The organism is Pelagimonas sp. KU-00592-HH, from assembly GCF_040369695.1.
Classification (GTDB): Bacteria; Pseudomonadota; Alphaproteobacteria; order Rhodobacterales; family Rhodobacteraceae; genus Shimia.
In genome coordinates, this window is sequence record NZ_BAABWM010000002.1 from 614,882 (window position 1) to 638,224 (window position 23,343).

Below are 23,343 nucleotides of genomic sequence, written 5' to 3' on the forward strand. Positions count from 1 at the left end.
TCCACCAATGACATTCAACCAATCCATCGAAACCTGCCTCGCCAAGTACGTCACCTTTTCAGGCCGCGCATCACGCTCTGAGTTCTGGTGGTTCTGGCTGTTCTGTTTCGTCGTCAACGGCCTGCTGACATGGGTCGACCGCGGCCTGTTCCCCGACTTCGCCGGCAGCGGTATTTTCTCGACGCTGTTTGCCCTCGGAACCTTCTTGCCATCCCTCGCCGTTCAGGTGCGCCGCCTACATGACATCGACCGTTCGGGCTGGTGGTTCCTGATCATCCTCGTCCCGCTGGTCGGCCTCATCGTCTGGCTGGTCTGGGCGGTCAGGGAAGGCACCCTCGGTAGCAACCGATTTGGCGACGATCCGCGCCACGGCGCAAGACTGTAAACCATCCGGCAAAGACGCCGCGGAATACCTCTACTCGCGCCCTAAATTCGCCCAGATTCAAAGCGATCTCTGGAGCTGTATTTTCAGTTCCGGAGATTTCCCATGATGGGCCCCCTTGCCGCCGTTGAATCCGTCGTCTTCAAATATTTTCAAGTCAGTGGCCGCGCGACCCGCGCCGAATACTGGTGGTGGGGCCTGATCCAGTTCACCCTTCTGATGGTTCTGCTGTTCAGCGACATCCGCGCCTTTACCAACGCCCAAGCTCTGGGCCTACCCCCGTCACTGAACCCGCTGCACTACACCTCGCTGATCTTCATCCTCGTAACCATCGTCCCCAACTTCACCGTCACCATCCGCCGCCTGCACGATTCCGGGCGCTCGGGCTTCTGGTACCTGATCCTCTTTGCCCCCTTTGTCGGCGGTATCTGGTTCCTCATCCTGATGCTGCTGCCCTCCGAACGCGACGACAACATCTACGGCCCCACCTGGCACGACCACAGCAAGTGGCAGGGCAAGAGCGAAGGCAAGGCCAACCCGATGCAGGCCTACGCCGTTCTCGACCGCCTGCACGACGAACCAGACGCGGCCACGATCGCCGCCCGCAAGGCCGAAATTAGCGAATATTACCGCAACCGCGTGCTGCAAGGCCCCAAGGATTGACCCACCATACCGACGGAACGGCGCAATTCCGCACTGTTCCGTCGCTGTTCCCCTTGCCCCCCGCCTTGCCCTTGCGATAGCCCTTGTAACAAATACAGAACGGCAGGAGACTCAGGATGGAAATCGTATCGGAAAACAAGGCATTTGGCGGCGTTCAGGGCGTCTACAAACATCACTCGCAAACCTGCCACTGTGACATGACCTTCGGCCTGTTCCTACCCGAAGAAGCGGCCTACACCCCGGTGCCGGTTCTCTGGTATCTCTCGGGCCTGACCTGCACCCACGAAAACGCCATGACCAAGGCCGGCGCCCAGGCCTGGGCCGCCGAACAGGGCATCGCGCTGATCTTCCCCGACACCAGCCCCCGCGGCGATGACGTCGCCGACGATGACGCCTACGACCTTGGCAAGGGCGCGGGCTTCTACGTGAACGCGACCCAAGGCCCCTGGGCCAAGCACTTCCAGATGTGGGACTACATCGCCGAAGACCTGCCCTCCCTCGTTCAGGAAGAATTCCCCCTCGACATGAACCGCCAGGCCATCACCGGCCACTCGATGGGCGGTCACGGCGCCCTGACGCTGGCCATGTCGCTGCCCGGCCGCTTCCGCTCGGTCTCGGCCTTCGCCCCGATCTCGAACCCCACCGGGGGCGACTGGGGCCGCAAACAACTCTCTGCCTACCTCGGCGATGACGAAAGCAAATGGGCCGCCCACGACGCCTCGCTCCTGATGTGCGAAAAGGGCTTTGACGGCCCCGTCCTGATCGACCAGGGCGCCGAGGACCAGTTCCTCGACCTGCTTCGCCCCGAGACGCTGGCATCGGCCGCCGCCGCGCGCCGCCAGGAAATCACCCACCGCATGCAGAAGGGCTATGACCATAGCTACTTCTTTGTTTCCACCTTCATGGAAGACCACGTCGCCTTCCACGCCGAGGCCCTATACGGAGAATAATCGGTGAGTCACTACGACCTTATCATCATCGGCTCTGGCCCTGCGGGCAAAGCCGCAGCCATCCAGGCTGGCAAACTCAAACGCCGCGTGCTGGTCATCGACCGCCGCGACCAACTCGGGGGCGTGTCGGTCCACACCGGCACCATCCCCTCCAAAACCCTGCGCGAGACCGTTCTCAACCTCTCGGGCTGGCGCGAGCGCAGCTTCTACGGCCGGTCCTACCGCGTGAAAGACGACATTCACGCCGAAGACCTCAAGACCCGTCTGCACATGACCCTCGAGGACGAGGTCGACATTCTCGAACACCAGTTCAACCGCAACCACGTTGACACCCTCATGGGGCTGGCCAAATTCGTGGGCGCAAACGAGGTCGAAGTCGCCACCGAGGCAGGCGAGACCATCCGCCTGACCGCCGACAAGTTCCTGATCTCGACAGGCACCGTCACCTATCGCCCGGAATACGTGCCCTTCAACGGCAAGACCGTGGTCGACAGTGACGAATTCCTCGAACTCGCCCGCATTCCCCGTTCGCTGATCGTGGTCGGCGCGGGCGTGATCGGGGTCGAATACGCCACCATGTTCTCGACGCTGGATGTACGCGTCACCCTGATCGAACCCCGCGACAGCTTCCTCGATTTCATCGATCGTACGCTGATCCACGAGTTCACCCACCAGATCCGCGACAACGGCGTCGATCTGCGTCTCGGCTCTGCCATCGAAAAGATCGAGGACGCTGACAACCACGTTGAAGTCAGCCTCGCCAACGGCCGCCATGTCCGCGCCGAGATGCTTTTGTTCGCCGCCGGCCGCATGGGCGCCACAAGCAAGCTGAACCTCGAAGCCGTCGGCCTTGAAACCGATCACCGCGGCCGTCTCGAGGTGGACCGCAAGACCTACCAGACCAAAGTGCCTCACATCTACGCCGCCGGCGACGTGATCGGCCACCCCTCGCTGGCGTCAACCTCACTGCAACAGGGCCGCGTCGCGGGCTGCCACGCCCTCGACACCCCGACCCTTCCGGAAAGCCCCTGGTATCCCTACGGCATCTACTCGGTGCCGGAAATGTCCACTTGCGGCATGTCCGAAGAGGAGCTCCAGGAACGCGGCATCCCTTATGAGGTCGGCATCGCCCGCTTCCGCGAAACCTCGCGCGGCCACATCATGGGCCTTGAACACGGCATGCTGAAAATGCTGCTCAGCCTCAAGACCCGCCGCGTTCTCGGCGTTCAGATCGTCGGCGAAGGTGCCACCGAACTGATCCACATCGGCCAGGCGGTGATGAACCTCAAGGGCACGGTCGACTACTTCGTCGAAAACACCTTCAACTACCCGACACTGGCCGAAGCCTACCGCATCGCCGGTCTGGATGCCTTCAACCGCATGCCGATCCCGGAAGAGTTCAAGGTCAAGCGCGGCAAGGACGAACCCCCTGCCGAAGCCACCAAGGACGCTCCGGCGGCCAAGAAGAAAAAGTAACGGTTGGGGGCACGCGATGCGCATCTTCGTCGACGCTGACGCCTGTCCCGTAAAGGCCGAAGCCGAACGGGTCGGCACCCGCCACAAGGTGCCGATCTACATCGTTTCCAACGGCGGCCTGCGCCCCTCGCAGAACCCGCTGGTGGAAAATGTCATCGTCCCCGAAGGCCCGGACGTGGCGGATATGTGGATCGCCGACCGCGCCACCACCGGCGACGTGGTCATCACCGGCGACATCCCCCTCGCCGCGAAATGCGTCGAAGCCGGCGCACGTGTCCTCAAGCACAACGGCGAGGCCCTGACACAGGCAAATATCGGCAATGTGCTGGCCACCCGCGATCTCATGGCCGACCTGCGCGCCGCCGATCCCTTCCGACAGGGCGGCGGCAAGGGCTTCACCAAGGCCGATCGCTCCCGCTTCCTAGACGCCCTCGAACGCGAACTACGCGCCGCCGCCCGCGCTGGCAAACCCTGAAAACTTCGCCTATTTTCCAATCCCATCGCTGCGCGAAACCCTGCCTTTACACTCCAATTCTTGTTTTGCCCCCTCCGAAGCCTACAATTGTTTCAAGGCCTCAAGACCGCAAACCGCACGAACCGGGCCCATTTCCCCGGTCGCAAAACAGGAAGCGAGAGTGCCCCATGAAAGACTGGAGTGACTTGAAATTCGTTTTGGCGCTGTCCCGCGCAAAAACAATGAAAGCCGCTGCCGAGATGCTTGGCACCAATGCCGCCACCGTTTCACGACGTCTCGACAAACTGACCAACGAAGTCGGCAAGCAGCTTTTTACAATGGACACGGACGGCTGGCGCCCTACCCGCGAGACCCAGGCGCTGGTCGAACTCGCCATGCGCATCGAGGCCGATCTCGACCAGTTCGACAACCTGCTTGCCAAACCCGCAAGCGAACTGAGCGGCACCATTTCGATAAGCTGCTACCAGGGCATCAGCATCCTGACACTCGCCCCCAACCTCGCGGCGTTTCACGAGCGCTTTCCCAATCTCAACCTCGATATCGAGTACCGCCCCAACCGCAGCCTCGCCCGTGGCGAGATCGACCTCGCCATCCGCCTCGACCTGCCCAAGGAAGGCCGTCTGATGTCCAAGCGCGTGGGCTCCCGCGTCAGCGCCTATTACACGCGCAAGGGAAACACCCCCGGCAAGGACTGGGTCGGACTGGCCCGCGAATTCGATGATCTGCCCATGATGAAACAGGGACTTGCCTACTTCGAATGTGATCCCGTCGCCCGCCTCGGATCACTGTCGGAAATCGAACAGACACTCCTGAATTCCAAGATGGCCGGCCCACAGCTGTCCTGCGCGGTCAACGGCCACGGAAAACTCGAACTGATCGATGACCCGCGGCTCATCTCGGTCAAGCCCATTCACCTGATCTACCACGAGACCCGCCGAAATGACACGCGACTCCAAGCAGTTAAGTCCTGGATCGAAAACTGCTTCGCCGGTCCAACCGCCTGCATGTGCGGCAAATGCAGCTTCCCAGTCGAGACCGGGATCAACGTCTAATTTCGCAATCCCCACGTTGCATTTCTCAATATAGATGCCGGATTCGCAACGTGCTTTAAACGCCGGACAAGGTGCATCCCAAGCAGTTATTGCAACCACTCACGACCCACCTTGTTGACACCTTACCAGTGTCATCGTGACCTTCTTCAGCTCCCCGCTGAATATCCCGGTTGAGTTGAAAAACGCTCAACCGGGTTTCTTTTTTCCAAACCGGAATCTCCAACGTAAATTGGATACAAAACAGGGTAGGAAAAGCCCCGCTGCGCCGCTAGGGTCGCCCCGAAACACACCACGAAAGCAGACCCATGCCCATCGACGCAGTGATCTTCGACATCGGCAACGTGCTGATCGAATGGCAGCCGGAAAACTTCTATGACCGCACCATCGGCGCGGACCGGCGCAAGGCGTTTTTCGCCGCAACCGACATGCACAAACACCACGAACAGGTCGACGCCGGCGTACCCCTGCTCGAGATGGTCGAGACCGTGGTCGCCCTGCATCCCGACTGGGAGGCAGAGATCCGCATGTGGCACGACAACTGGAACGACCTCGCCGCCCCGGCCATTCCGCATTCCGTGCGCCTGCTCGACGCCCTGAACCGCAACAACGTACCGGTTTTCGCGCTCACCAACTTCGGCTGGGACAACTTCCCGACCTCGCAACAGGCCTTCCCCTTCCTCAAGACCTTTGCCCGCGAATACGTCTCGGGCCGCCTGCAGATGATCAAGCCGGACCCAAGGATCTACGAACACGTGGAACAGGATTGCGGCATCGCGCCTGATCGGCTCTTGTTTGCAGACGACCGCGCCGACAATATCAAGGCCGCCGCCGCACGCGGCTGGCAAACCCACCTTTTCACCGATCCGCAGGGCTGGGCCGACCGACTGGTCGCAGAAGGCCTGCTCAGCAAGGAAGACGCCGCATGACCACCATTATTGATTTCGACAACGGCGATCCCCTGCTGGACTGGATCGAGCTGACAGACGCCTTCGCCGCCGGCCACGACCTCCCCAAGGCGGAAATCTCCGACAGCTTCCTCTATCGCGGCAAGGACACACTCCTGCAGCGTCAAGCCTGGATTGACGGCATGGGCATCGGCGTGAAATCCGCCACCGTCTTTCCCGGCAACCCGGCACAGGGCGTACCGATGATCCACGGGGCTGTCACCCTCTATGACGACGCCCACGGCATCCTCGAGGCGCTGATCGATTTTCATCTCGTGACCAAGTGGAAAACCGCCGGCGACAGCCTGCTCGCCGCCCGCCGCCTCGCCCGTCCCGACAGCAGGAACATCCTGATCGTGGGGGCCGGCACCGTGGGCCGCAACCTGCACGCGGCCTATTCCGCCGCCTTCCCAGAGGCGAGCTTTACCGTCTGGAACCGCACGCAGGCCAACGCCGAGAAGATGGCCGAGGACATCGACGGTCTCAAGGTGGCCACCGATCTCGAAACCGCCGTGGGCGAAGCCGACATCATCACCTCTGCCACCATGTCGACAGACCCCACCCTGCGCGGTGACTGGCTGCAACCGGGCCAGCACGTCGACCTTATCGGTGCCTACCGCCCCGACATGCGCGAGATCGACGACACCGGCATGGCCCGGTCCCGCATCTTCGTCGACAGCTTCGACACCACCATCGAACATATCGGCGAGTTGAAATTCCCCCTCGCCAACGGCACGATCCGCCGCGAGGATGTTCTGGCCGACTACTACGACCTTGCCGCCTTCAGTCGACAATCGGACGAGGAGATCACCCTCTTCAAGAACGGCGGTGGCGCGCACCTCGACCTGATGACAAGCCGCTATATCCTTAACAAGTGGTCCACGCGCTAAGACCGCAAAACCTTCTCGAAGGTTTTGCCCCGGGAAATTCTTAGCTAAGAATTTCCCTCCCGACCGACCTTTCGTGTAACCCGCGCCTTTTCACAAAACGCACCGTCGCAATACCGACGTAATACCGACGCGGCACCGACGTGGATTTTACCCGGGTTTTCGCCGTTAACCTCAGGCCGCGGCCCCCACAAGGGGCCGCTCCTTGATCGGCAGGTGAACGATGGCCGAGAACGCCCCAACGCCAACACCGATCCACCACACCATCGTGTAATCGCCAAAGGCGTCATACATACGCCCACCCAGCCAGACGCCCAGGAAGCTGCCCAATTGGTGGCTGAAGAACACGATGCCGTAAAGCGTGCCCATATAGCGCAGCCCGTAGATATGCGCCACGAGCCCCGAGGTCAGCGGCACGGTGGCGAGCCACAGCGACCCCATGACAATCGAGAAGATGATCACGCTGGTCGGGGTGATCGGCAGGATGATGAACGTACCCGCCGCGATGGTCCGCAAGAGGTAAACCGTAGCAAGCAGGTACTTTTTCGAATAGCGCTTGCCCAGGTATCCGGCCAGAAGCGTGCCCGCGATATTGGCAAGACCAATCAGCGAAATCGCAATAGCGCCAAGGGCCGACGTGGTCGAAATCCCCACCGCCGCCAGGGTGCCCGAAGGATCGATCGCCGCACACATCTCGGTGATCATGGCCGGGAAATGGGCCGTTACAAAGGCCAGCTGATAGCCGCAGGAAAAGAACCCGAGGAAGATGAAAGTATAAGACGGATCCTTGAACGCCTTGAGAAGAATCTCCCCCATACTCTCTTCCAGCTCGGCCTTGCTAGCCGCCACCGGCGCGCGCATCATCGGCAACATCAACAGCACCGCAAGGATCGCCGCCGCAAAGACAAGGAAGGTGCTCTGCCAGGTCATGAAGCCCAGCATCCATTCCGCCAGCGGCGCCCCGAACACCTGCCCGGCAGACCCAGCCGCCGTGGCAATGGCCAGCGACATGGAGCGGTTCTCATCCGAACTTGCCCGCCCGACCACGGCAAGAATGACGCCGAACCCCGTGCCCGCAATCCCGAAACCCACAAGAATTTCATAGACTTGGTGCGCCCCCGGAGTCACGGCATAGGACGACAGGACAAGGCCGATGGCATAGGTCACGGCCCCCATGATGATCGCCTTGCGGTCGCCGATCTTCTCGGCAATCGCGCCAAAAATCGGCTGCCCGATACCCCAGGCAAGGTTCTGGATCGCAATCGCCAGCGAGAACTCTGCCCGCGCCCAGCCGAACTCGTCCGCAATCGGAATCTGGAACACCCCAAAGCTCGCCCGGATGGCGAAACTCACGAGGATAATGATGCACCCGACGATCAGAACGGGCGTCATCAGGGGGGTACGGCTCTGGTCCATGGGGCTCTCCTGTTAGCTCAGCCACATTGACCAGCTAAGCATCCTCCGTCAAATCAGCATTTTTTATCTGTCAGTTAAATCCTTTGAATGAAACATGCCGCGACGTCCCAACGCGGCGCTTCTGTCTTTTCACGCAGGCCAAGGCGCGATATTCGGGTTTCATGCGAACAGTACTCGAGATCTACGCCGACAGGATCGCAAGCGGCGACATTCACGCGGACGACGCGCAGGAAGCTGTCCTGCCCGAATTCGAACGTATCCGCGAAGCCGTCTCGCGCCCCGTCAAGAAAACGTGGTTCCGCAAGGCAACCCCCGAACCGGTCCAGGGCCTCTACCTCTGGGGCGGCGTCGGGCGCGGCAAATCCATGCTGATGGATCTTTTTGTCGACGCGCTCGACGTGCCGGTGCGCCGGGTTCACTTCCACGCCTTCATGCAGGAAATCCACAGCGGCATGCACTCCGCCCGCCAGCGCGGTGTCGAGGATGCCATCGAACCGGTCGCCAAGGACGTGGCCGAAAGCGTTCGGGTGCTTGCCTTCGACGAGATGCAGATCACCGACATCACCGACGCGATGATCGTGGGCCGCCTCTTCGAACAGCTTTTTGCCGCCGGTGTCGTGGTGGTCACCACCTCCAACCGCCTGCCCGACGAGCTTTACAAGGACGGCCTCAACCGCCAGCTTTTCCTGCCCTTCATCGAGTTGATCAAGGAACAGCTGAACGTCTGGGAACTGGTCAGCCCCCGCGACTATCGCCAGAACCGCCTGAAGGGCAGCCAGGTCTATTTCGTGCAGGCCAACACCGAGGCGCGCGACACCATGCGCGCGATCTGGAAAGACCTGAGCGGCGGCCCGTCCGAGCCGCTGGTCCTGACCGTGAAGGGCCGCGAAGTCACCTTGCCCGCCTTCCGCAACGGCGTCGCGCGCGCCTCATTCTTTGATCTCTGCGGCAAGATGCTGGGGCCGGGGGATTACCTCGCCATCGCCGATGCGGTGAAGGTGCTGATCCTCGAAGACATCCCCCGCCTGTCGCGCCACAACTTCAACGAGGCCAAGCGATTCGTGACCCTCATCGACGCGCTTTACGAGGCCAAGGTGCGCCTGATCTGCTCGGCGGCGGCAGAGCCCGAGATGCTTTATGTCGAAGGCGAAGGCACCTTCGAGTTCGAACGCACCGCATCACGCCTGCGCGAGATGCAGGATGAGTCCTGGGGCCAGGAACGCGATTGACGCGCTCAGATTTCCCCAATGAATCCAGACTGTTGTAGAAATTATTAGGGGAGCGTCTCGCGCTCCCCCTTTTCGCCTGCCTGTCCCGTAAGCCTGCAAGGACGACCCGTTTATTTGCTTCTGTTCCGCGGGGCCGCCGAATATTTTCCGACTATGCCGCAGTGATTCGAATCAGTCAACGGGGTGATTCGCAAAATCGCGAATCGGTTAGCCATTTTCTTGCAGAACATTCCCCGCCAGATACAGCGAGCCACAGATCAGCACCCGCGCCGAAGGTGTTTCGGCCACGATCTCGGCCAGTGCCGCCTCGACGCTTTCGGCCGTCCGTGCCGTCATCCCGACACCGGCCGCCGCCGCCGCGGTCTCTTCTGCCGGCAGGGTATTGGCCTCGCCCGGGATCGACACGGCAATCAGGCTGTCCGCTTGCGCCGCAAGAGGCCGCAGATAACCCGACACATCCTTGGTGTTCAGCATCCCGCAGATCATATGCGTCGGACGCTCCGGCAGGTCCGCCAGCACCTTGCCCAAGGCCACACCCGCCGCCGCGTTGTGCCCGCCGTCAAGCCACAGTTCGACCTCGGGCGCACTCCCGACCAGCGGACCATGCCGCAGGCGCTGCATCCGCGCGGGCCAGCTTGCATCGACCATCGCCGCCTCGCAGGCGGCCTCGTCTGCACCAAGGTGGCGCAGAGCCGCGATTGCCGCGCCCGCGTTCATCACTTGGTGATCGCCCAGCAACGCAGGCATCGGCAGATCAAGAAGCCCGGCCTCGTCCTGATAGATCAACCGCCCGCGCTCCTGCCAGACGTGCCAGTGCTGGCCATAGGCAATCACCGGTGCGCCCAGACGTGCGGCGGTGGATTCGATGACCTCCATTGCCTCGTCCTCCTGCGGACCAACCACGCAAGGCACGCCCCGCTTGATGATCCCGGCCTTCTCGGCGGCGATCTTGGCCAGCGTGTCCCCAAGAAACTGCTCGTGGTCGATCGACACCGGCGTGATGATCGTCAGCGCAGGCGTATCGATCACGTTGGTTGCATCCAGACGCCCGCCAAGCCCCACTTCCAGCAGCGTGTAATCCGCCGGCGTCCGGGCAAAGGCCAGCAGCCCGGCACAGGTGGTGATCTCGAAATAGGTGATGTCGATGCCGCCGTTCTTCTCGTAGCATTCATCAAGAATTTCGGTCAGATGCGCCTCGCTGATCAGCTCACCCGCCAGCCGGATACGCTCGTGAAACCGCGCCAGGTGGGGCGAGGTATAGGCGTGAACCGCCTTGCCCATGCCCTCAAGACCCGCCCGGATCATGGCCTGGGTCGATCCCTTGCCGTTTGTGCCCGCGATATGGATCACCGGCGGCAACTTGGCCTGCGGATTGTCCAGCGCCTCAAGCAGACGCCAGACCCGATCAAGGGTCAGGTCGATGATCTTGGGATGCAGCGCCATCATGCGCTGGAGAATCGCGTCAGAAGTCTGGGTCATTGTCTATCGCCTGGCAAAAGTTCGATACGCTTTCATCAGAAACGGGGCTCCTGCACATCGCCAGAAGCCCCGTCTGATCCATCAAAAACGACGGATTGTTATTTCGCCTCTTCAGTGGCCTCTTCGGAAGCCTCAACCGGCGCAACCGCGATGGTCTCCTCCGCAGGGGCCGGGAGATCGCCTTTCACCGCGGGCGGCATGTCCATCAGCATCCGCACGATGGTGATCAACTCGTCGCGCATCTCGGTGCGGGCAATCACGCGGTCCAGCATGCCGTGGTCCAGCAGGTACTCGGCGCGCTGGAACCCTTCGGGCAGCTTCTCGCGGATCGTCTGTTCAATCACGCGCGGACCAGCAAAACAGATCAGGGCATTCGGCTCGGCGATCTGAACATCACCAAGCATCGCATAAGACGCTGTCACACCACCGGTGGTCGGGTGGGTTAGCACGACGATATAAGGCAGCCCCGCCTCTTTCAGCATCTGCACCGCCACGGTCGTGCGCGGCATCTGCATCAGCGACAGGATACCTTCCTGCATCCGCGCGCCACCGGCAGCCGAGAACAGGATCAACGGGCGTTTCAGTTCCACGGCACGTTCGGCGGCCGCGATGATCGCATTGCCGACATACATGCCCATCGAACCGCCCATAAAGGTAAAGTCCTGACAGGCCGCAACGATCGGCGTACGCCCGATCTCGCCTTCCGCAACCAGCATCGCTTCCGCCTCGCCGGTCTTCTTCTGGGCGCCCTTCATGCGTTCGGGATATTTCTTCTGATCCTTGAACTGCAACGGATCGGTGATCGGCGCAGGCACGTCGACCTCGACAAAGATACCACCGTCAAACAGCGCCTCGAAACGCGCACGCGGCGTGATCGCCATGTGGTGGCCGCACTGGGTACAGACGTTCTGGTTTCCCGAAAGTTCGCGGTGGAACAACATCGTGCCGCACTCATCACATTTCGACCACAGATTGTCCGGCGTCTCACGACGGGAAAAGATCGAATTGATCCGGGGGCGGACATAGTTGGTGATCCAGTTCATACACAGGGTCCTTCTTGCGGTCCAAGGCGGCTTATTTCAGTCACAGTCAGATAAGACGCTGCGTCAGGAAATGCAATCAGCGCCGTATCGCGATCCTCACCGTGAGCCATCCACACAGGATCAACAAGAGCTCAATCGGCATGGTGGCGCGCAGGGCCTCGACATTCTCGGGACCAAACGGAAGCACGAAAAGCGCCAGCCCGTCCCAGTGTCCCTCCATCGCGGTGAAATTCATGGCCACCACGTTGTTCAGGAAATGCAGCGCCAACGCCGGCCCAAGGTTGCCTGCCCGCGCCGTGAGATCAGCGGCGGCAAGCCCGAACACCGCCGACCAGGCCGCCAGCGGCAAGGCATTTGGCCCATAGGTCGCCGGATCATAATGCAGGAACCCGAAGAGGAGCGACGGCAGCACCATCCAGACCAAAGGCGAAGAAAACCGTGCTGCCAACTGGCTTTGCAGGTAGCCGCGAAACAGGAATTCCTCGGTCGAGGTCTGCAAAAGGATCAGCGGCAGGCTGACCGGCAACAGCCAGATCCAATCCCCGAACGGCATGTTCTGCATCGGCGACATATCGGCCGGGGCGGGCAGGATCAGCACAACGGCATAAAGAACGACGAGCAACCGCGCCGTGCGTTTGAAATCCAGCCGCACAAGTGTCCACGGCCCCGCCATCCGCCGCAGGCTCCGCCGGTGCAGCAGGGTCAGAACCACCCAGAGCATCATCAGAAGCGGCAGGAAGTTCAAAAGCATCACCCAAAGCGCGCGGGCACTGGTGCCGTGGTGCAATTCGCGGTTCAGCGCCGCCCAGTCGGGCAGGCCCTGAAGGATTTCAATGTACCCGAGATTCAGAATCAGGAAACCGAACACGATCGCCACCACCCCGACCAACAACCGCCAGATCTCGTTGGATGGCCGCGCCGGGGCGACGTGAACCTCATGTAAACGATACGCTCTCATGCTGCGGTGATGCCCGTTTTCCCGCCATCCGACAACCCCGTGCACCTTCCTGCAACGAATTGCAGAAAATGCATCCGAACCCTCAAAGGAGGTTTGTTTCGTGTAGTGCATTCAGATAGATAATGAAAAAACCGGGCGGGCATTGTTTCCCATCCGGAAACAGCGCCGAAGTTAGCGCAAGGCGGAGTGGTGTGAGCATGAGTGAAGGTAAGGGCAGTATCCTTCAAAGAGGATTTCAGAAGGCCTTGGCACGGTATTGGGCCCGCAACGCCCGCAAGGCTGCCAAAACCGATCTGTCCACACTGCGCGCGCAACGCAACCGCGCCTATCGCCTGCGCCAGCATCTCAACACGCTGATTTCAATTGCCGAAAACCGCCTTGCCCTGCCGATGATCGGCTCCAACGCCTTTCCGCTGCCGCATGGCACCGAATGGTCGTGGCGCCCGGCACTCTGGCGCGAACCCTTGCCGAAAACCGGTATCTCCTCGGTTCAGTCCAAGGAAATGCTCGGTGAACAGGTCACCCTATTCCACGACTGTCAGGTCTCGGAACTCACCCTGCGCCAGATCCGCAATTCGCGCTCGGCCGACCTTGCCCCCTTTGGCGTGCGCATGGACGTGTTCCGCTTTGACGGCTCCTTCCTGTCGCTTGTGGTCGATCTGCCGTTTGACGCCGTTGACGGTCTGAAACGCAACCACCTGATCCGCGTCGACACCATCATCGAGGTGGAAAAGCCCCTCGAAATCTTCGCCCGCCTCAACATCAAACACGGCCCCAACACCGAACAGATCGTGCGCGAACTGCCGCTGGATCGGGAAGAGATCAACGTCGAGTTTGACCTCGCCTATTCCAAGCTCAACGAAAAACGCGTTGAAAAGGCCTGGCTGGACCTGATTTTTGAAGGCCCCGAAATGAACCAAGTCACGCTGCGCGATGTCACCCTGAGCCGCCGTCCGCGTGCCGAATTCTGACTTTTCCCAGGAGAACAACAAGATGAGCGACTGGACCCTCACCAAGACCCGCCTCTTCGAAGGTACCTGGGAAGGTGCCCTGACCCGAACCAATGGCGGCAGCGGCGAACCGAACATCAAGGTCACGCTCCTGAACATCCCCGTCGACGGGGTCGAGATCAAGGAAGACGCCGAGAACAACCGCTGGGTTCTGCGCATCCCGATCCCCAGCGAAGCCATCGCCGACGGTGTGCAGACCTTCCTGATCACCGACGCCGACAGCGATGAGATGCTGGACACGATCACACTGATCTCGGGCGAGGTTCTGGCGGATGACATCCGCGCCGAACTCGATCTCCTGCGGGCCGAACTCGACATGCTGAAACGCGCGTTCCGCCGCCACTGCGTCGAAACCATGTAGGCCTGAAAATCGCGATTGCACCGGCCTGACTTTGCCCTAGAGTACCCTCGTTACGGGCAAGGGAGGCCGCTTTGACATCGACCCCGGTTTCAAACCTCTGGCAAGTCAGCATCGCGCAACGGGCTGAAACGAAACCCTTTTCGAAGGACCAGACCGTCGACCTCGCCATCATCGGCGGCGGCTTTACCGGCTGCGCCGCCGCGCTCGAGGCCGCCCGCCTTGGCGCCTCTGTGACCGTGCTTGAGGCCGAAACCATCGGCCACGGCGGCTCGGGGCGCAACGTCGGCCTGGTAAACGCCGGTCTCTGGCTTCCCCCGAACGAAATCACCGAGGCCCTTGGCGAAGACGTGGGCCGCCGGTTGATCGACACGCTGGCCGACGGTCCGGCCAGGGTCTTCGACATCATTGCCCGCGAAGGCATCGACTGCGAGGCCACCCGCAGCGGCACCCTGCATCTTGCCCACGCCCCCTCCGGTCTGAAAGACCTTAAAAACCGGTTCCGGCAGGGCAACCAGCTCGGCGCGCCCATCCAGCTTTTGGATGCCACCGAAGCCCGCCGCCGCACGGGGTCAGAGGCCTTTCACGGTGCCCTCTTCGACCCGCGCGCAGGCACGATCCAGCCGCTTGCCTACTGTCACGGCCTTGCCCGCGCGGCGATTGCCTCGGGCGCAACCTTGCACGACCAAAGCGCCGTCACCGCCATCAGGCATCAGGACGACACATGGCACCTGTCCTGCAACGGGCACACACTGCGGGCCAGACGTCTTCTGTTGGCCACCAATGCCTATCACGCCGCCCTGTCGGCCCCCTTCCGCCCCGCCTATGTGCCGGTGCATTACAGCCAGTTCGCAACCGCCCCCCTGCCCGAAGACCTGCGCGCCCGCATCCTGCCGGGTGGCGAGGGCTGCTGGGACACCGCGCTTGTCATGTCCTCGATCCGCATCGACGCGGCAGGCCGCCTGATCGTTGGCGGCATGGGTGACAGCGACGGCCCCGGCAGGCCGGTGCACGCGGCATGGGCCCGCCGCAAACTGCGCGCGCTTTATCCCGAACTTGCCGATGTCCCGTTTGAGCACGCCTGGAGCGGCCGCATCGCCATGACCTCGGACCACATCCCCAAGGTACTGTCGATTGGCCCGAGGGCCTTTGCCGTCTTTGGCTATTCCGGGCGCGGCATCTCCCCGGGTACGGTCTTTGGCACCGCTGCCGCCGAGGCCCTATTGCAGGAGCGCCCCGAGGCCCTGCCCCTGCCACCACAGGCGGCACATTCGGAAACCCTGACCGGGCTGAAACAGGCCTATTACGAGTTCGGCGCCACCCTGACCCACGCGATCCGCCCCTCACCCTTGGGCTAGGTCCGACAGGGCAGAATGGGGGCCAGCCCCCAAACGCTGCCCTTCGGGCCGCGCTTTCCCCCGGGGTATTCGGGCCAAGAAGAAACCCTAGTAATGCGCGGTATAGCCGCCGTCCACGGCCAGAACCTGCCCGGTGACATAGCTGGCCGCAGGGGAGGCAAGGAACAGGATCGCCGGAGCCAGTTCTTCTGGTTCACCCCAGCGCCCAAGGGAGGTGGCCGCTTCGAGACGCGCGGCAATCGCCGGGTCCTTGGCGGCCTCGCGGTTCGGCTCGGTCTTGAAGAACCCCGGCGCGATGGCGTTCACGTTGATACCCTGCGGCCCCAGTTCCGCCGCCAGCGCCCGCGTCATGCCGTTGATCCCCGCCTTGGCGGTGGTATAGGCCGCGTCGCCGCCCTGCGCGATGATCCCCGCGATGGAGGAGATATTCACGATCCGCCCGCCTGCTTCCATCAGGGCCGCCGCCCGCTGGCACAGCATGAAGGGCGAGACCAGATCCACATCCATCAGCCGTGTCACGTCCTCGCGCTCAAAGTCCTGAAGGCCCCGTCGGTCGCGCATACCGACGTTGTTCACAAGGATATTCAGCCCCTCTGCCGCGATCTCCTTGAAGGCCGCCTCGACCGCCGCCTCATCGGCAACGTCAAAGGCCAGCGCCCGCGCCTGCCCTCCGGCCGCGCGGATCTTTGCCGCCGCGTCTTCGGTGGCTGCTGCATCGCGCCCGTTCACCCAGACCATGGCCCCTGCTTCGGCCAGAAGCCGCGCCGCCGCAAACCCGAGCCCGCTGTTCGATCCGGTCACCAGTGCATTGCGCCCGGCCAGGGAAAAGACGCCATAGTCGGCCATTGCTGTTCTCCTCGTTGACTGCACCGCCATTTTGCCAAGACTGGGAGAGGGCGACCAGCCCCGATTGACGCGGCGTAGAAACACCTCACCTGACGCGGCGTTTCGAATGACGAATCGCGCACTTTACGTTCTGGTAAAGCAAACCTGCAAAGGCACCACGGAGGAACCCATGGCAGACTATCCGCATCTGTTGGCACCGCTCGATCTCGGCTTCACCACCCTCAAGAACCGCGTTCTGATGGGCTCGATGCACACCGGTCTGGAAGAGACCAAGGATTGGAACCGCGTCGCGGAATTCTACGCCGAACGCGCCCGTGGCGGCGTGGCGCTCATCGTGACCGGCGGCATGGCCCCCTCCAAGGAAGGCGGTGTGTTCCCGGGGGCGGCGGGCCTGTTCACCGCCGAGGACATCGCCAACCACAAGATCGTCACCGACCGTGTGCACGACGCGGGTGGCAAGATCGCCATGCAGATCCTGCACGCCGGCCGCTATGCCTATGGTCCCGAATGCGTCTCGGCCTCTGCCGTGAAATCCCCGATCTCGCCCTTCCCGCCGAAAGAGCTTGATGAAGAAGGCATCGAGAAACAGATTCAGGATTTCGTCACCGCCACCGTGCGCGCCCGCGAAGCCGGGTATGACGGGGTCGAGATCATGGGCTCCGAGGGGTATTTCCTGAACCAGTTCCTCGTCACCCATGTCAACAAGCGCGAAGATCGCTGGGGCGGGTCCTATGAAAACCGGATGCGTCTGCCGATCGAGGTTGTCCGCCGCTGCCGCGAAGCCGTGGGCGAGGACTTTATCATCATCTACCGCCTGTCGATGATCGACCTGATCCCCAACGGCTCGACCCACGAAGAAGTGGTGATGCTGGCCAAGGAGATCGAAAAGGCGGGTGCCACCATCATCAACACCGGTATCGGCTGGCACGAGGCCCGCATCCCGACGATTGCCACCTCGGTGCCGCGTCGTGCCTTTGCATGGGTCACCAAGAAGCTGATGGGCAAGGTCTCGATCCCGGTGATCACCTCGAACCGCATCAACATGCCCGACGTGGCCGAAGAGGTGCTGGCCGAGGGCTGCGCCGACATGGTGTCGATGGCCCGCCCCTTCCTGGCCGACGCCGATTTCGTCAACAAGGCGGCCGCCGGCAAGGCCGACCAGATCGCGCCCTGTATCGGCTGCAACCAGGCCTGCCTTGATCACACCTTCTCGGGCAAGCTGACCTCCTGCCTCGTGAACCCGCGCGCCTGCCACGAAACCGAACTGCCGATCCCTGCGGCGGACAGCGTGAAATCGGTCGCCGTTGTCGGCGCCGGTCCTGCGGGCCTCTCGACCGCAATCACCGCGGCCCAGCGCGGCCACAAGGTCACGCTCTTTGATCGCGCCGACAAGGTGGGCGGACAGCTCAACGTCGCCAAGCAGATCCCCGGCAAAGAGGAATTCTGGGGCCTTGTCGACTGGTACGAAACCATGGTCGAGGCCGAAGGTATTGAACTGCGCCTTGGCACCGAGGCAACTTCGGACACGCTGGCCGACTTCGACGAGGTGGTCATCGCAACCGGCATCGTGCCGCGTGATCCGGGCATCCCCGGCAGCGACCGCCCCGAAGTTCTGAGCTATCTCGACGTGCTGCGCGAAAAGAAACCGGTTGGCAAACGCGTCGCCGTGATCGGCGCGGGTGGCATCGGTTTCGATGTGACCGAATTCCTTGTGCACGAAGGCGAAAGCCTGACCGAGAACCTGCCCGAATGGATGAAGGAATGGGGCGTCGGCGATCCGGAAGAAACCCGTGGTGGCCTTGCCCCGGAAGGCCCGCAACCCCACGCCGCCGCCCGCGAGGTCACGCTGATGCAGCGCAAGGCCAAGGCGCTTGGCAAGGGGCTGGGCAAAACCACCGGCTGGATTCACCGCGCCGCGCTCAAGATGAAGAACGTCAAGATGCTTGGCGGCGTGAACTACGAAAAGATCGACGACGCCGGGTTGCACATCTCCTTTGGCGAGACCCGCGAAAACCCGCAGGTGATCAAAGTTGACAACGTGGTGATCTGCGCGGGCCAGCTTTCGGACCGCTCCCTGGCAGACGCGCTTGAGGAAAAGGGCGTCTCCTGCCACGTGATCGGCGGTGCCGATGTGGCTGCCGAACTCGATGCCAAGCGCGCCATCAACCAGGGCACGCGCCTCGCCGCCACCTTCTGATCCCAACGCCTGTGCCGTCACCTGGGGTGGCACAGGCCCAATCGCCCACAAGCGACATGCCATGTCGGTTTGGCCATTGAGACCGCGACGACATGGGCCTAGACCTCCTTCATGGTGTTTTTCGCAATCCTCATGGGCCTGCTGCCCAGCTTCCTGATGGTCGCCCTTGGCGGCCTTGTCCGCAGCCGCCTTTCGGTGAATGCGTGGCAGGGGCTGGACAAGCTGAACTTCGAAATCCTGTTCCCGACCCTGATCTTCGTCGCCGCCTCAAGCCGCCCGATTGATCCGCGTGACATCCTGACCGTTGGCCCCGCCGTCTGGGCCATCCTGCTGGCGGGCCTCGCCCTGGGCTATCTTGCCCGCCGCTTCGGCCCCGACAGGTTTCTTGATTTTGCCGGCGCATGGCAGACCGCATGGCGGTTCAACACGGCCATGGCCTTTGTCGCCGTTGCCACGCTGGCCGAACCGCCGGTGGGCATGCTGGCTGTTGCCGTCGGCATGGCCATTCCGATGGCCAATGTCTTCGCCGTCTCCTCCCTGTCGCGCGGCAGCGGCAGCCTAGCCCAGACCCTCAAGAAGGTGGCCACCAACCCCTTTCTCATCGCCTCTGTCTCCGGCGTGATCGTTGGCCTTTCGGGCATCACCATCCCCGCGCCCATCATGGCCCCGCTCGATATGCTCGCACAGGCCGCCATCCCCGTGGCGCTGATTTCCGTGGGCGCAACAATGAACTGGGGGGCGCTTGCCCGCCTCGACATGTTCAGCGGCATTATCTGCGCAACCAAGCTTATCGCCCTGCCGACGCTCACCATGATCGCCTGCATTGTTCTCGATACCGATCCAGTGCTGGCCCGCACCCTGACCCTGTTCGCCGCCCTGCCCACCGCCTCCGCCTCGCATGTTCTGGCCGCTGGCTTCGGGGCTGATCGCGAACTCTCGGCAACCCTCGTGGCCCAATCCACATTGCTCTCTGCGGCCACGCTGCCCCTCTGGATCACCGCCATCACACTGGTCTTCTGACACGCCCCGGAAACAGACAATCGCAATTGTTTCTCTGTTTCCGTGCCGCAAACGATCCCAGACAAAACCCCGATATTGTCTGAGCCCTGCCCAGCTTCTGCCCGATTTGAGGCCGATAAACGACGCTGTAAAAAGTTTATCGAGGTAGGGAAACATGGACCGACTAACGGAAATGGAAGCCTTCGCCACAGTGGTGGATCAAGGTGGCTTCACAGACGCTGCCAAGAAGATGGGCATTTCGAAATCCGCTGTGTCCAAGCACGTCTCTTCACTTGAGGCCCGCCTCGGCGCGCGCCTTCTCAACCGCACCACCCGCCGCGTCTCGCCCACCGAGATCGGCCTGGCCTATTACGACCGCGCCCGCCGCGTGCTGAACGATGCAGGCGAAGCTGACGCGCTGGTCACGTCGATGCAATCGGCGCCCTCGGGCCTCCTTCGGATCAGCGTGGCAACCGACTTCGGGGTCAATCACCTCTCGCCGGTTCTGGGCGAATTCCTCGCAGAGTTCCCGGAAATCAACGTCAACATGGTGCTCAACAACCGCTACGTTGAACTGATTTCCGAAGGCTTCGACATGGCGATCCGCATCGGCGAGCTGGAAGACAGCACCCTGCGCGCCCGCAAGCTGACCGAAACCACGAAACGCATGATCGCAAGCCCGGCCTATTTCGAGCGCTACGGTCGCCCGGAAAAGATCGACGATCTGAACGAACACAAGCTGCTGCACTATTCGAACCAGTCGAACGGCGCAGTCTGGAAAATCACCGCCCCCTCGGGCGAAAAGCGTCAGGTCCGTACCGCCGGCTGGCTGAGCGTCAACGATGGCCAATCGCTGCTCAACGCTGCGGTTGCCGGTCTCGGCATCGCCTACCTGCCCTCTTACCTCTACGCCGAAGCGATGGAACAGGGTCTGGTCGAGGATGCGATCCCGGATCTGCCGATGGAAACCCAAGGCATCTACGCGGTTTATCCGCCGGGCCGTTTCACCCAGCCCAAGGTCCGCGCCTTCATCGATTTCCTGGTGCACGCCTTTGCCGAAAAAGGCCCCTCGGACTGGTAAAATAGAATTCAACACACCTCGTGTTTTCCCCAGGCTTTCCTCGAGAAAGCAAAACTGCCCGGGCCTCCCAAGCGCCCGGGTCTTTTCTTTTGGAACCAGCAACTTACCGCGCAGATGACAATCCGTCGCAGCGAATATATTCCAAACTAAATATATTTCTTTTCTTGAGGATTTTCCGCGACAGAAGTCCGGTCCCTCATCGTACAAGTCTCATTGTAAAAAACCTGTTCAAGGAGCCACGCAATGCGCATCGCGCTTATCGCCGCCCTCATCGCCGCCCCGACCCTGTCGCTGGCGGGATCTGCCGAAGACACCGTCGCCGCCCGTCAGGGCTATTACAAACTGCTGGGCGCCAACATGGACGTCTTTGCCACCATGGCCAAAGGCGAACGCGACTATGACGCCGCCGCCGCACAAACTGCTGCGGACAACATGGTCACCCTGACCAAATACAACCTCGGTCACCTCTACATCCTTGGCACCTCGTCGGACGACGTTGAAGGCTCGCGCGCCTTGCCGAAAATCTGGAACGATTTCGCTGGCGTTCAGGCCAAGGGCGGTGATTTCGTCAAGGCGCTGATGGACATGCAGACCGTCGCCGGTCAGGGCAAAGCCGAAATGGCAGGCGCGCTTGGCGCTCTCGGCGGCACCTGCAAGGGCTGCCACAAAGAATACCGCGCCAAGTAAGGGGCCTCCCCATGTCCGACCAGCTTCCCCGGGGAGTCACCCGCGAAAAACTGTGGGACCCGGCCCTGCGCCTGTTCCATTGGGCCTTGGCAATCTGCGTCGGCGCAGCCTGGGGTTTGGGCAAATTCGGCCCGAACGTCATGACGCTGCATTTCTACTTCGGCTACGCGGTCATCGCCCTTTTGGTGTTCCGCGTGGTCTGGGGGTTGGCTGGTCCGGCCCCCGCTCGTTTTGTGCATTTCATCTACGGTCCCGCGACAACCGGTAGGTATCTCTCGCAGCTGTTCGAACGCAAGCCGTCCTACTGGCCCGGCCACAACCCGCTCGGCGCGCTATCTGTCTTTGCGCTCCTGATCGTGCTGGTCCTTCAGGTCAAAACCGGCCTCGTGTCCGATCCCGACGACTATGTGAACGTCGGTCCATTGGCTGACATGGTCAGTTCCGAAACCGTGCGCAGCGCCACGTCACTGCACAACCGCCTCGCGCCCGTCATCCTGGTTTTGGTGGTTCTGCATCTGGCAGCCATCGCTTTCTACAAGCGCTACAAGGGCGAGAACCTTGTTCTGCCCATGATCACCGGCTGGAAACTGGTGCGCCGCGACAGGCCCTGATCTCAGGCCGCCCGCAGCATCCCTCCGGCAAACCCGTCCAACAGCGCTTTGCCGTTCTTGGCATGGCGCGCCACCAACTGTTTCTGCGCCCGGCCAACCGGCACGTATCGCGACGGCTCCGGCGCCTCGGCCTCTGCCACGAGGTCGGGAAACAGCAACCGCATCTCCTCAAGCGCCTCGTCCGGCATGGTCTTCATCGCCTCAGCCCCAAGATACAGGCTCTCGCTCGGCGCGCCTTCGGCAAAGACCGTCTCGTGCTGATCAAAGATCAGGTGGAAATACTCGACCTCCGTCACCTCTTCGACCACATCAATCCCCGGCAGTTCGGTCAGCTTGACCGCCGCAATCAGCGCCTCATCCTGCCCGAACATCCGCGCCACGATCTTGGAACTCACCAGCATCCGATGTTGGCGCGACACATAAAGATCCCGCATCGGAAGCCCCTGCCCCAAGGCCCCCGCCTCGATCCGCACCGGACGCAGCTTGTCCGACAGGGCCAGCTCATAGGCCTCAAGGGTCCGGCTGGTCAGCATCCGCAATTCGGCAAACCGCCCGTCAACCGTCAGGACACGCTGCCCTTCAGACAGGCCTTCCACCGGCACCGGGCCGGCGTCCGTCGTGATCATCGTGCCCCGCACGAAACAGGTCACGTCGGTATAATCCCAGCCAACAGTGTGGCTCTGATACGATCCAAGCGTCGCCCCGACCGTGAATTCCGATCCCGGCCCCGGCGCGAAATGCCAGCCACCTGTCGTGTTGAAGAAATAAAAGGTTTCGACGTGCGATTGTCCGTCGGTCGCCGTAAAGCTCACGTCAATCGCATAAGGCGATCCGGTGGTACCAGCAAAGCTGCCGCCATCAATGCTGATGGTTTCGCTGCTGTCACCGCTGCCCTGATACGAGCCATCATTGTCGTCAAAGACGGCAGTGTAGGAGGTATTGTACTGAGAATTGTAATAGGTCCCCGTCCAGCGAAAGACCTCGGCAGTATACTGCGCCATCGCCCTGCCCTACTCGACCTTGCTGGCCGTCCGGCCTTCGGCATTCAACGCTTCGAACAACATGCGCATCCCGCTTGGGGCCAGCTTTGCCTTGACGGCACCGCGTCCCAGCATCCGCTCAACCACGTCCTTTTCCCGCTCGGACATGGCCACTTCGAAAGCCACCTTCAGGTCACTCGCGAACTCTTTGTTCAGATCACGATACTGCATCCTTCAACCCACACACTCGAAACCGACGGGC

Annotated in this window: 24 protein-coding genes; 17 read left to right on the forward strand and 7 right to left on the reverse strand. The window is 61.9% G+C overall.

The features are described 5' to 3' along the window. Positions 1-7: 7 nt before the first annotated feature. The 8 genes from ABWV42_RS10110 to ABWV42_RS10145 all read left to right on the forward strand — a co-directional run bounded on the left by ABWV42_RS10110 (position 8) and on the right by ABWV42_RS10145 (position 6,832). Positions 8-385 carry a DUF805 domain-containing protein gene (locus ABWV42_RS10110; RefSeq protein WP_353339996.1) on the forward strand — a complete coding sequence of 126 codons (378 nt, stop codon included), beginning with the start codon at positions 8-10 and terminating at the stop codon, positions 383-385. Between the two features lie 102 nt (positions 386-487). Then, positions 488-1,045, forward strand: a complete 558-nt coding sequence (locus tag ABWV42_RS10115) for a DUF805 domain-containing protein (RefSeq protein ID WP_353339997.1) — start codon at positions 488-490, stop codon at positions 1,043-1,045. Between the two features lie 116 nt (positions 1,046-1,161). Next, on the forward strand, positions 1,162-1,995 hold the full coding sequence (gene fghA / locus ABWV42_RS10120) for an S-formylglutathione hydrolase (RefSeq protein ID WP_353339998.1): 834 nt from the start codon (positions 1,162-1,164) through the stop codon (positions 1,993-1,995). Between the two features lie 3 nt (positions 1,996-1,998). Then, on the forward strand, positions 1,999-3,471 hold the full coding sequence (gene sthA / locus ABWV42_RS10125) for a Si-specific NAD(P)(+) transhydrogenase (protein ID WP_353339999.1): 1,473 nt from the start codon (positions 1,999-2,001) through the stop codon (positions 3,469-3,471). A 16-nt stretch (positions 3,472-3,487) separates the two neighbouring features. Beyond that, complete coding sequence (locus ABWV42_RS10130) at positions 3,488-3,946, forward strand: YaiI/YqxD family protein (protein WP_255103640.1); 459 nt, start codon at positions 3,488-3,490, stop codon at positions 3,944-3,946. A 167-nt stretch (positions 3,947-4,113) separates the two neighbouring features. Beyond that, the gene (locus ABWV42_RS10135; RefSeq protein WP_353340000.1) at positions 4,114-4,998 is read left to right on the forward strand and encodes a LysR family transcriptional regulator; all 885 of its coding nucleotides are present in this window, start codon (positions 4,114-4,116) and stop codon (positions 4,996-4,998) included. Between the two features lie 305 nt (positions 4,999-5,303). Further along, complete coding sequence (locus ABWV42_RS10140; protein WP_353340001.1) at positions 5,304-5,924, forward strand: HAD family hydrolase; 621 nt, start codon at positions 5,304-5,306, stop codon at positions 5,922-5,924. Further along, entirely contained in the window at positions 5,921-6,832 is a 912-nt protein-coding gene (locus ABWV42_RS10145; RefSeq protein WP_353340002.1) for an ornithine cyclodeaminase family protein, read from the forward strand. Before ABWV42_RS10140 ends, ABWV42_RS10145 begins: the two co-directional genes overlap by 4 nt. Before the next feature lie 171 nt (positions 6,833-7,003). Here ABWV42_RS10145 and ABWV42_RS10150 read toward each other — a convergent pair whose 3' ends face one another. Next, on the reverse strand, positions 7,004-8,245 hold the full coding sequence (locus ABWV42_RS10150) for an MFS transporter (RefSeq protein ID WP_353340003.1): 1,242 nt from the start codon (positions 8,243-8,245) through the stop codon (positions 7,004-7,006). Positions 8,246-8,406: 161 nt separating this feature from the next. Here ABWV42_RS10150 and zapE point away from each other — a divergent pair, with 161 nt between their 5' ends. Further along, positions 8,407-9,474, forward strand: a complete 1,068-nt coding sequence (gene zapE, locus ABWV42_RS10155) for a cell division protein ZapE (RefSeq protein WP_353340004.1) — start codon at positions 8,407-8,409, stop codon at positions 9,472-9,474. 207 nt (positions 9,475-9,681) lie between these two features. On the opposite strand, the gene ABWV42_RS10160 is transcribed toward zapE, so the two are convergent. From ABWV42_RS10160 to ABWV42_RS10170, 3 genes are all read right to left on the reverse strand, one after another. Then, on the reverse strand, positions 9,682-10,953 hold the full coding sequence (locus tag ABWV42_RS10160) for a bifunctional folylpolyglutamate synthase/dihydrofolate synthase (RefSeq protein WP_353340005.1): 1,272 nt from the start codon (positions 10,951-10,953) through the stop codon (positions 9,682-9,684). A gap of 98 nt (positions 10,954-11,051) precedes the next feature. Further along, positions 11,052-11,996 carry an acetyl-CoA carboxylase, carboxyltransferase subunit beta gene (gene accD, locus ABWV42_RS10165; protein WP_353340006.1) on the reverse strand — a complete coding sequence of 315 codons (945 nt, stop codon included), beginning with the start codon at positions 11,994-11,996 and terminating at the stop codon, positions 11,052-11,054. Between the two features lie 76 nt (positions 11,997-12,072). Next, positions 12,073-12,954 carry a CPBP family intramembrane glutamic endopeptidase gene (locus tag ABWV42_RS10170; protein ID WP_353340007.1) on the reverse strand — a complete coding sequence of 294 codons (882 nt, stop codon included), beginning with the start codon at positions 12,952-12,954 and terminating at the stop codon, positions 12,073-12,075. 197 nt (positions 12,955-13,151) lie between these two features. Between ABWV42_RS10170 and ABWV42_RS10175 the strand changes: the two genes are divergently transcribed. The 3 genes from ABWV42_RS10175 to ABWV42_RS10185 all read left to right on the forward strand — a co-directional run bounded on the left by ABWV42_RS10175 (position 13,152) and on the right by ABWV42_RS10185 (position 15,680). Continuing rightward, positions 13,152-13,925 carry a DUF6478 family protein gene (locus ABWV42_RS10175; RefSeq protein WP_255104385.1) on the forward strand — a complete coding sequence of 258 codons (774 nt, stop codon included), beginning with the start codon at positions 13,152-13,154 and terminating at the stop codon, positions 13,923-13,925. A 22-nt stretch (positions 13,926-13,947) separates the two neighbouring features. Then, a complete protein-coding gene (locus ABWV42_RS10180; RefSeq protein WP_353340008.1) occupies positions 13,948-14,325 on the forward strand; it encodes a hypothetical protein in 378 nt (125 codons plus the stop codon). Positions 14,326-14,396: 71 nt separating this feature from the next. After that, positions 14,397-15,680, forward strand: coding sequence for an NAD(P)/FAD-dependent oxidoreductase (locus ABWV42_RS10185; RefSeq protein WP_353340009.1), 1,284 nt, complete (start codon positions 14,397-14,399; stop codon positions 15,678-15,680). A gap of 87 nt (positions 15,681-15,767) precedes the next feature. Here the strand turns inward: ABWV42_RS10185 and ABWV42_RS10190 are convergent, their stop codons facing one another. Then, complete coding sequence (locus tag ABWV42_RS10190) at positions 15,768-16,526, reverse strand: SDR family oxidoreductase (protein ID WP_353340010.1); 759 nt, start codon at positions 16,524-16,526, stop codon at positions 15,768-15,770. Between the two features lie 169 nt (positions 16,527-16,695). Here ABWV42_RS10190 and ABWV42_RS10195 point away from each other — a divergent pair, with 169 nt between their 5' ends. The 5 genes from ABWV42_RS10195 (at position 16,696) to ABWV42_RS10215 (ending at position 22,101) form a co-directional block, all read left to right on the forward strand. Further along, on the forward strand, positions 16,696-18,723 hold the full coding sequence (locus ABWV42_RS10195; RefSeq protein WP_353340011.1) for an FAD-dependent oxidoreductase: 2,028 nt from the start codon (positions 16,696-16,698) through the stop codon (positions 18,721-18,723). A 111-nt stretch (positions 18,724-18,834) separates the two neighbouring features. Then, positions 18,835-19,743, forward strand: a complete 909-nt coding sequence (locus ABWV42_RS10200) for an AEC family transporter (RefSeq protein WP_353340012.1) — start codon at positions 18,835-18,837, stop codon at positions 19,741-19,743. Positions 19,744-19,897: 154 nt separating this feature from the next. Continuing rightward, on the forward strand, positions 19,898-20,803 hold the full coding sequence (locus ABWV42_RS10205) for a LysR family transcriptional regulator (RefSeq protein ID WP_255103660.1): 906 nt from the start codon (positions 19,898-19,900) through the stop codon (positions 20,801-20,803). A 243-nt stretch (positions 20,804-21,046) separates the two neighbouring features. Then, positions 21,047-21,490, forward strand: coding sequence for a c-type cytochrome (locus ABWV42_RS10210; protein WP_255103662.1), 444 nt, complete (start codon positions 21,047-21,049; stop codon positions 21,488-21,490). Positions 21,491-21,501: 11 nt separating this feature from the next. Then, entirely contained in the window at positions 21,502-22,101 is a 600-nt protein-coding gene (locus ABWV42_RS10215; RefSeq protein WP_353340013.1) for a cytochrome b/b6 domain-containing protein, read from the forward strand. A gap of 2 nt (positions 22,102-22,103) precedes the next feature. On the opposite strand, the gene ABWV42_RS10220 is transcribed toward ABWV42_RS10215, so the two are convergent. Both ABWV42_RS10220 and ABWV42_RS10225 read right to left on the reverse strand, forming a co-directional pair. Continuing rightward, complete coding sequence (locus ABWV42_RS10220; protein ID WP_353340014.1) at positions 22,104-23,102, reverse strand: Hint domain-containing protein; 999 nt, start codon at positions 23,100-23,102, stop codon at positions 22,104-22,106. 9 nt (positions 23,103-23,111) lie between these two features. Then, complete coding sequence (locus tag ABWV42_RS10225) at positions 23,112-23,312, reverse strand: hypothetical protein (protein WP_353340015.1); 201 nt, start codon at positions 23,310-23,312, stop codon at positions 23,112-23,114. Positions 23,313-23,343: the final 31 nt, after the last annotated feature.

Excerpts from the sequence above, each read along its gene's own strand:
- ABWV42_RS10190 (WP_353340010.1), bottom strand. The coding sequence starts at position 16,526 with ATGGCCGACTATGGCGTCTTTTCCCTGGCCGGGCGCAATGCACTGGTG.
- ABWV42_RS10140 (WP_353340001.1), top strand. The coding sequence starts at position 5,304 with ATGCCCATCGACGCAGTGATCTTCGACATCGGCAACGTGCTGATCGAA.
- ABWV42_RS10170 (WP_353340007.1), bottom strand. The coding sequence starts at position 12,954 with ATGAGAGCGTATCGTTTACATGAGGTTCACGTCGCCCCGGCGCGGCCA.
- ABWV42_RS10225 (WP_353340015.1), bottom strand. The coding sequence starts at position 23,312 with ATGCAGTATCGTGATCTGAACAAAGAGTTCGCGAGTGACCTGAAGGTG.
- zapE (WP_353340004.1), top strand. The coding sequence starts at position 8,407 with ATGCGAACAGTACTCGAGATCTACGCCGACAGGATCGCAAGCGGCGAC.
- ABWV42_RS10200 (WP_353340012.1), top strand. The coding sequence starts at position 18,835 with ATGGTGTTTTTCGCAATCCTCATGGGCCTGCTGCCCAGCTTCCTGATG.
- ABWV42_RS10175 (WP_255104385.1), top strand. The coding sequence starts at position 13,152 with ATGAGTGAAGGTAAGGGCAGTATCCTTCAAAGAGGATTTCAGAAGGCC.
- ABWV42_RS10115 (WP_353339997.1), top strand. The coding sequence starts at position 488 with ATGATGGGCCCCCTTGCCGCCGTTGAATCCGTCGTCTTCAAATATTTT.
- ABWV42_RS10210 (WP_255103662.1), top strand. The coding sequence starts at position 21,047 with ATGCGCATCGCGCTTATCGCCGCCCTCATCGCCGCCCCGACCCTGTCG.
- ABWV42_RS10215 (WP_353340013.1), top strand. The coding sequence starts at position 21,502 with ATGTCCGACCAGCTTCCCCGGGGAGTCACCCGCGAAAAACTGTGGGAC.
- ABWV42_RS10180 (WP_353340008.1), top strand. The coding sequence starts at position 13,948 with ATGAGCGACTGGACCCTCACCAAGACCCGCCTCTTCGAAGGTACCTGG.
- ABWV42_RS10145 (WP_353340002.1), top strand. The coding sequence starts at position 5,921 with ATGACCACCATTATTGATTTCGACAACGGCGATCCCCTGCTGGACTGG.
- ABWV42_RS10135 (WP_353340000.1), top strand. The coding sequence starts at position 4,114 with ATGAAAGACTGGAGTGACTTGAAATTCGTTTTGGCGCTGTCCCGCGCA.
- fghA (WP_353339998.1), top strand. The coding sequence starts at position 1,162 with ATGGAAATCGTATCGGAAAACAAGGCATTTGGCGGCGTTCAGGGCGTC.
- ABWV42_RS10195 (WP_353340011.1), top strand. The coding sequence starts at position 16,696 with ATGGCAGACTATCCGCATCTGTTGGCACCGCTCGATCTCGGCTTCACC.
- ABWV42_RS10150 (WP_353340003.1), bottom strand. The coding sequence starts at position 8,245 with ATGGACCAGAGCCGTACCCCCCTGATGACGCCCGTTCTGATCGTCGGG.
- ABWV42_RS10205 (WP_255103660.1), top strand. The coding sequence starts at position 19,898 with ATGGACCGACTAACGGAAATGGAAGCCTTCGCCACAGTGGTGGATCAA.
- ABWV42_RS10110 (WP_353339996.1), top strand. The coding sequence starts at position 8 with ATGACATTCAACCAATCCATCGAAACCTGCCTCGCCAAGTACGTCACC.
- ABWV42_RS10130 (WP_255103640.1), top strand. The coding sequence starts at position 3,488 with ATGCGCATCTTCGTCGACGCTGACGCCTGTCCCGTAAAGGCCGAAGCC.
- ABWV42_RS10160 (WP_353340005.1), bottom strand. The coding sequence starts at position 10,953 with ATGACCCAGACTTCTGACGCGATTCTCCAGCGCATGATGGCGCTGCAT.
- accD (WP_353340006.1), bottom strand. The coding sequence starts at position 11,996 with ATGAACTGGATCACCAACTATGTCCGCCCCCGGATCAATTCGATCTTT.
- ABWV42_RS10220 (WP_353340014.1), bottom strand. The coding sequence starts at position 23,102 with ATGGCGCAGTATACTGCCGAGGTCTTTCGCTGGACGGGGACCTATTAC.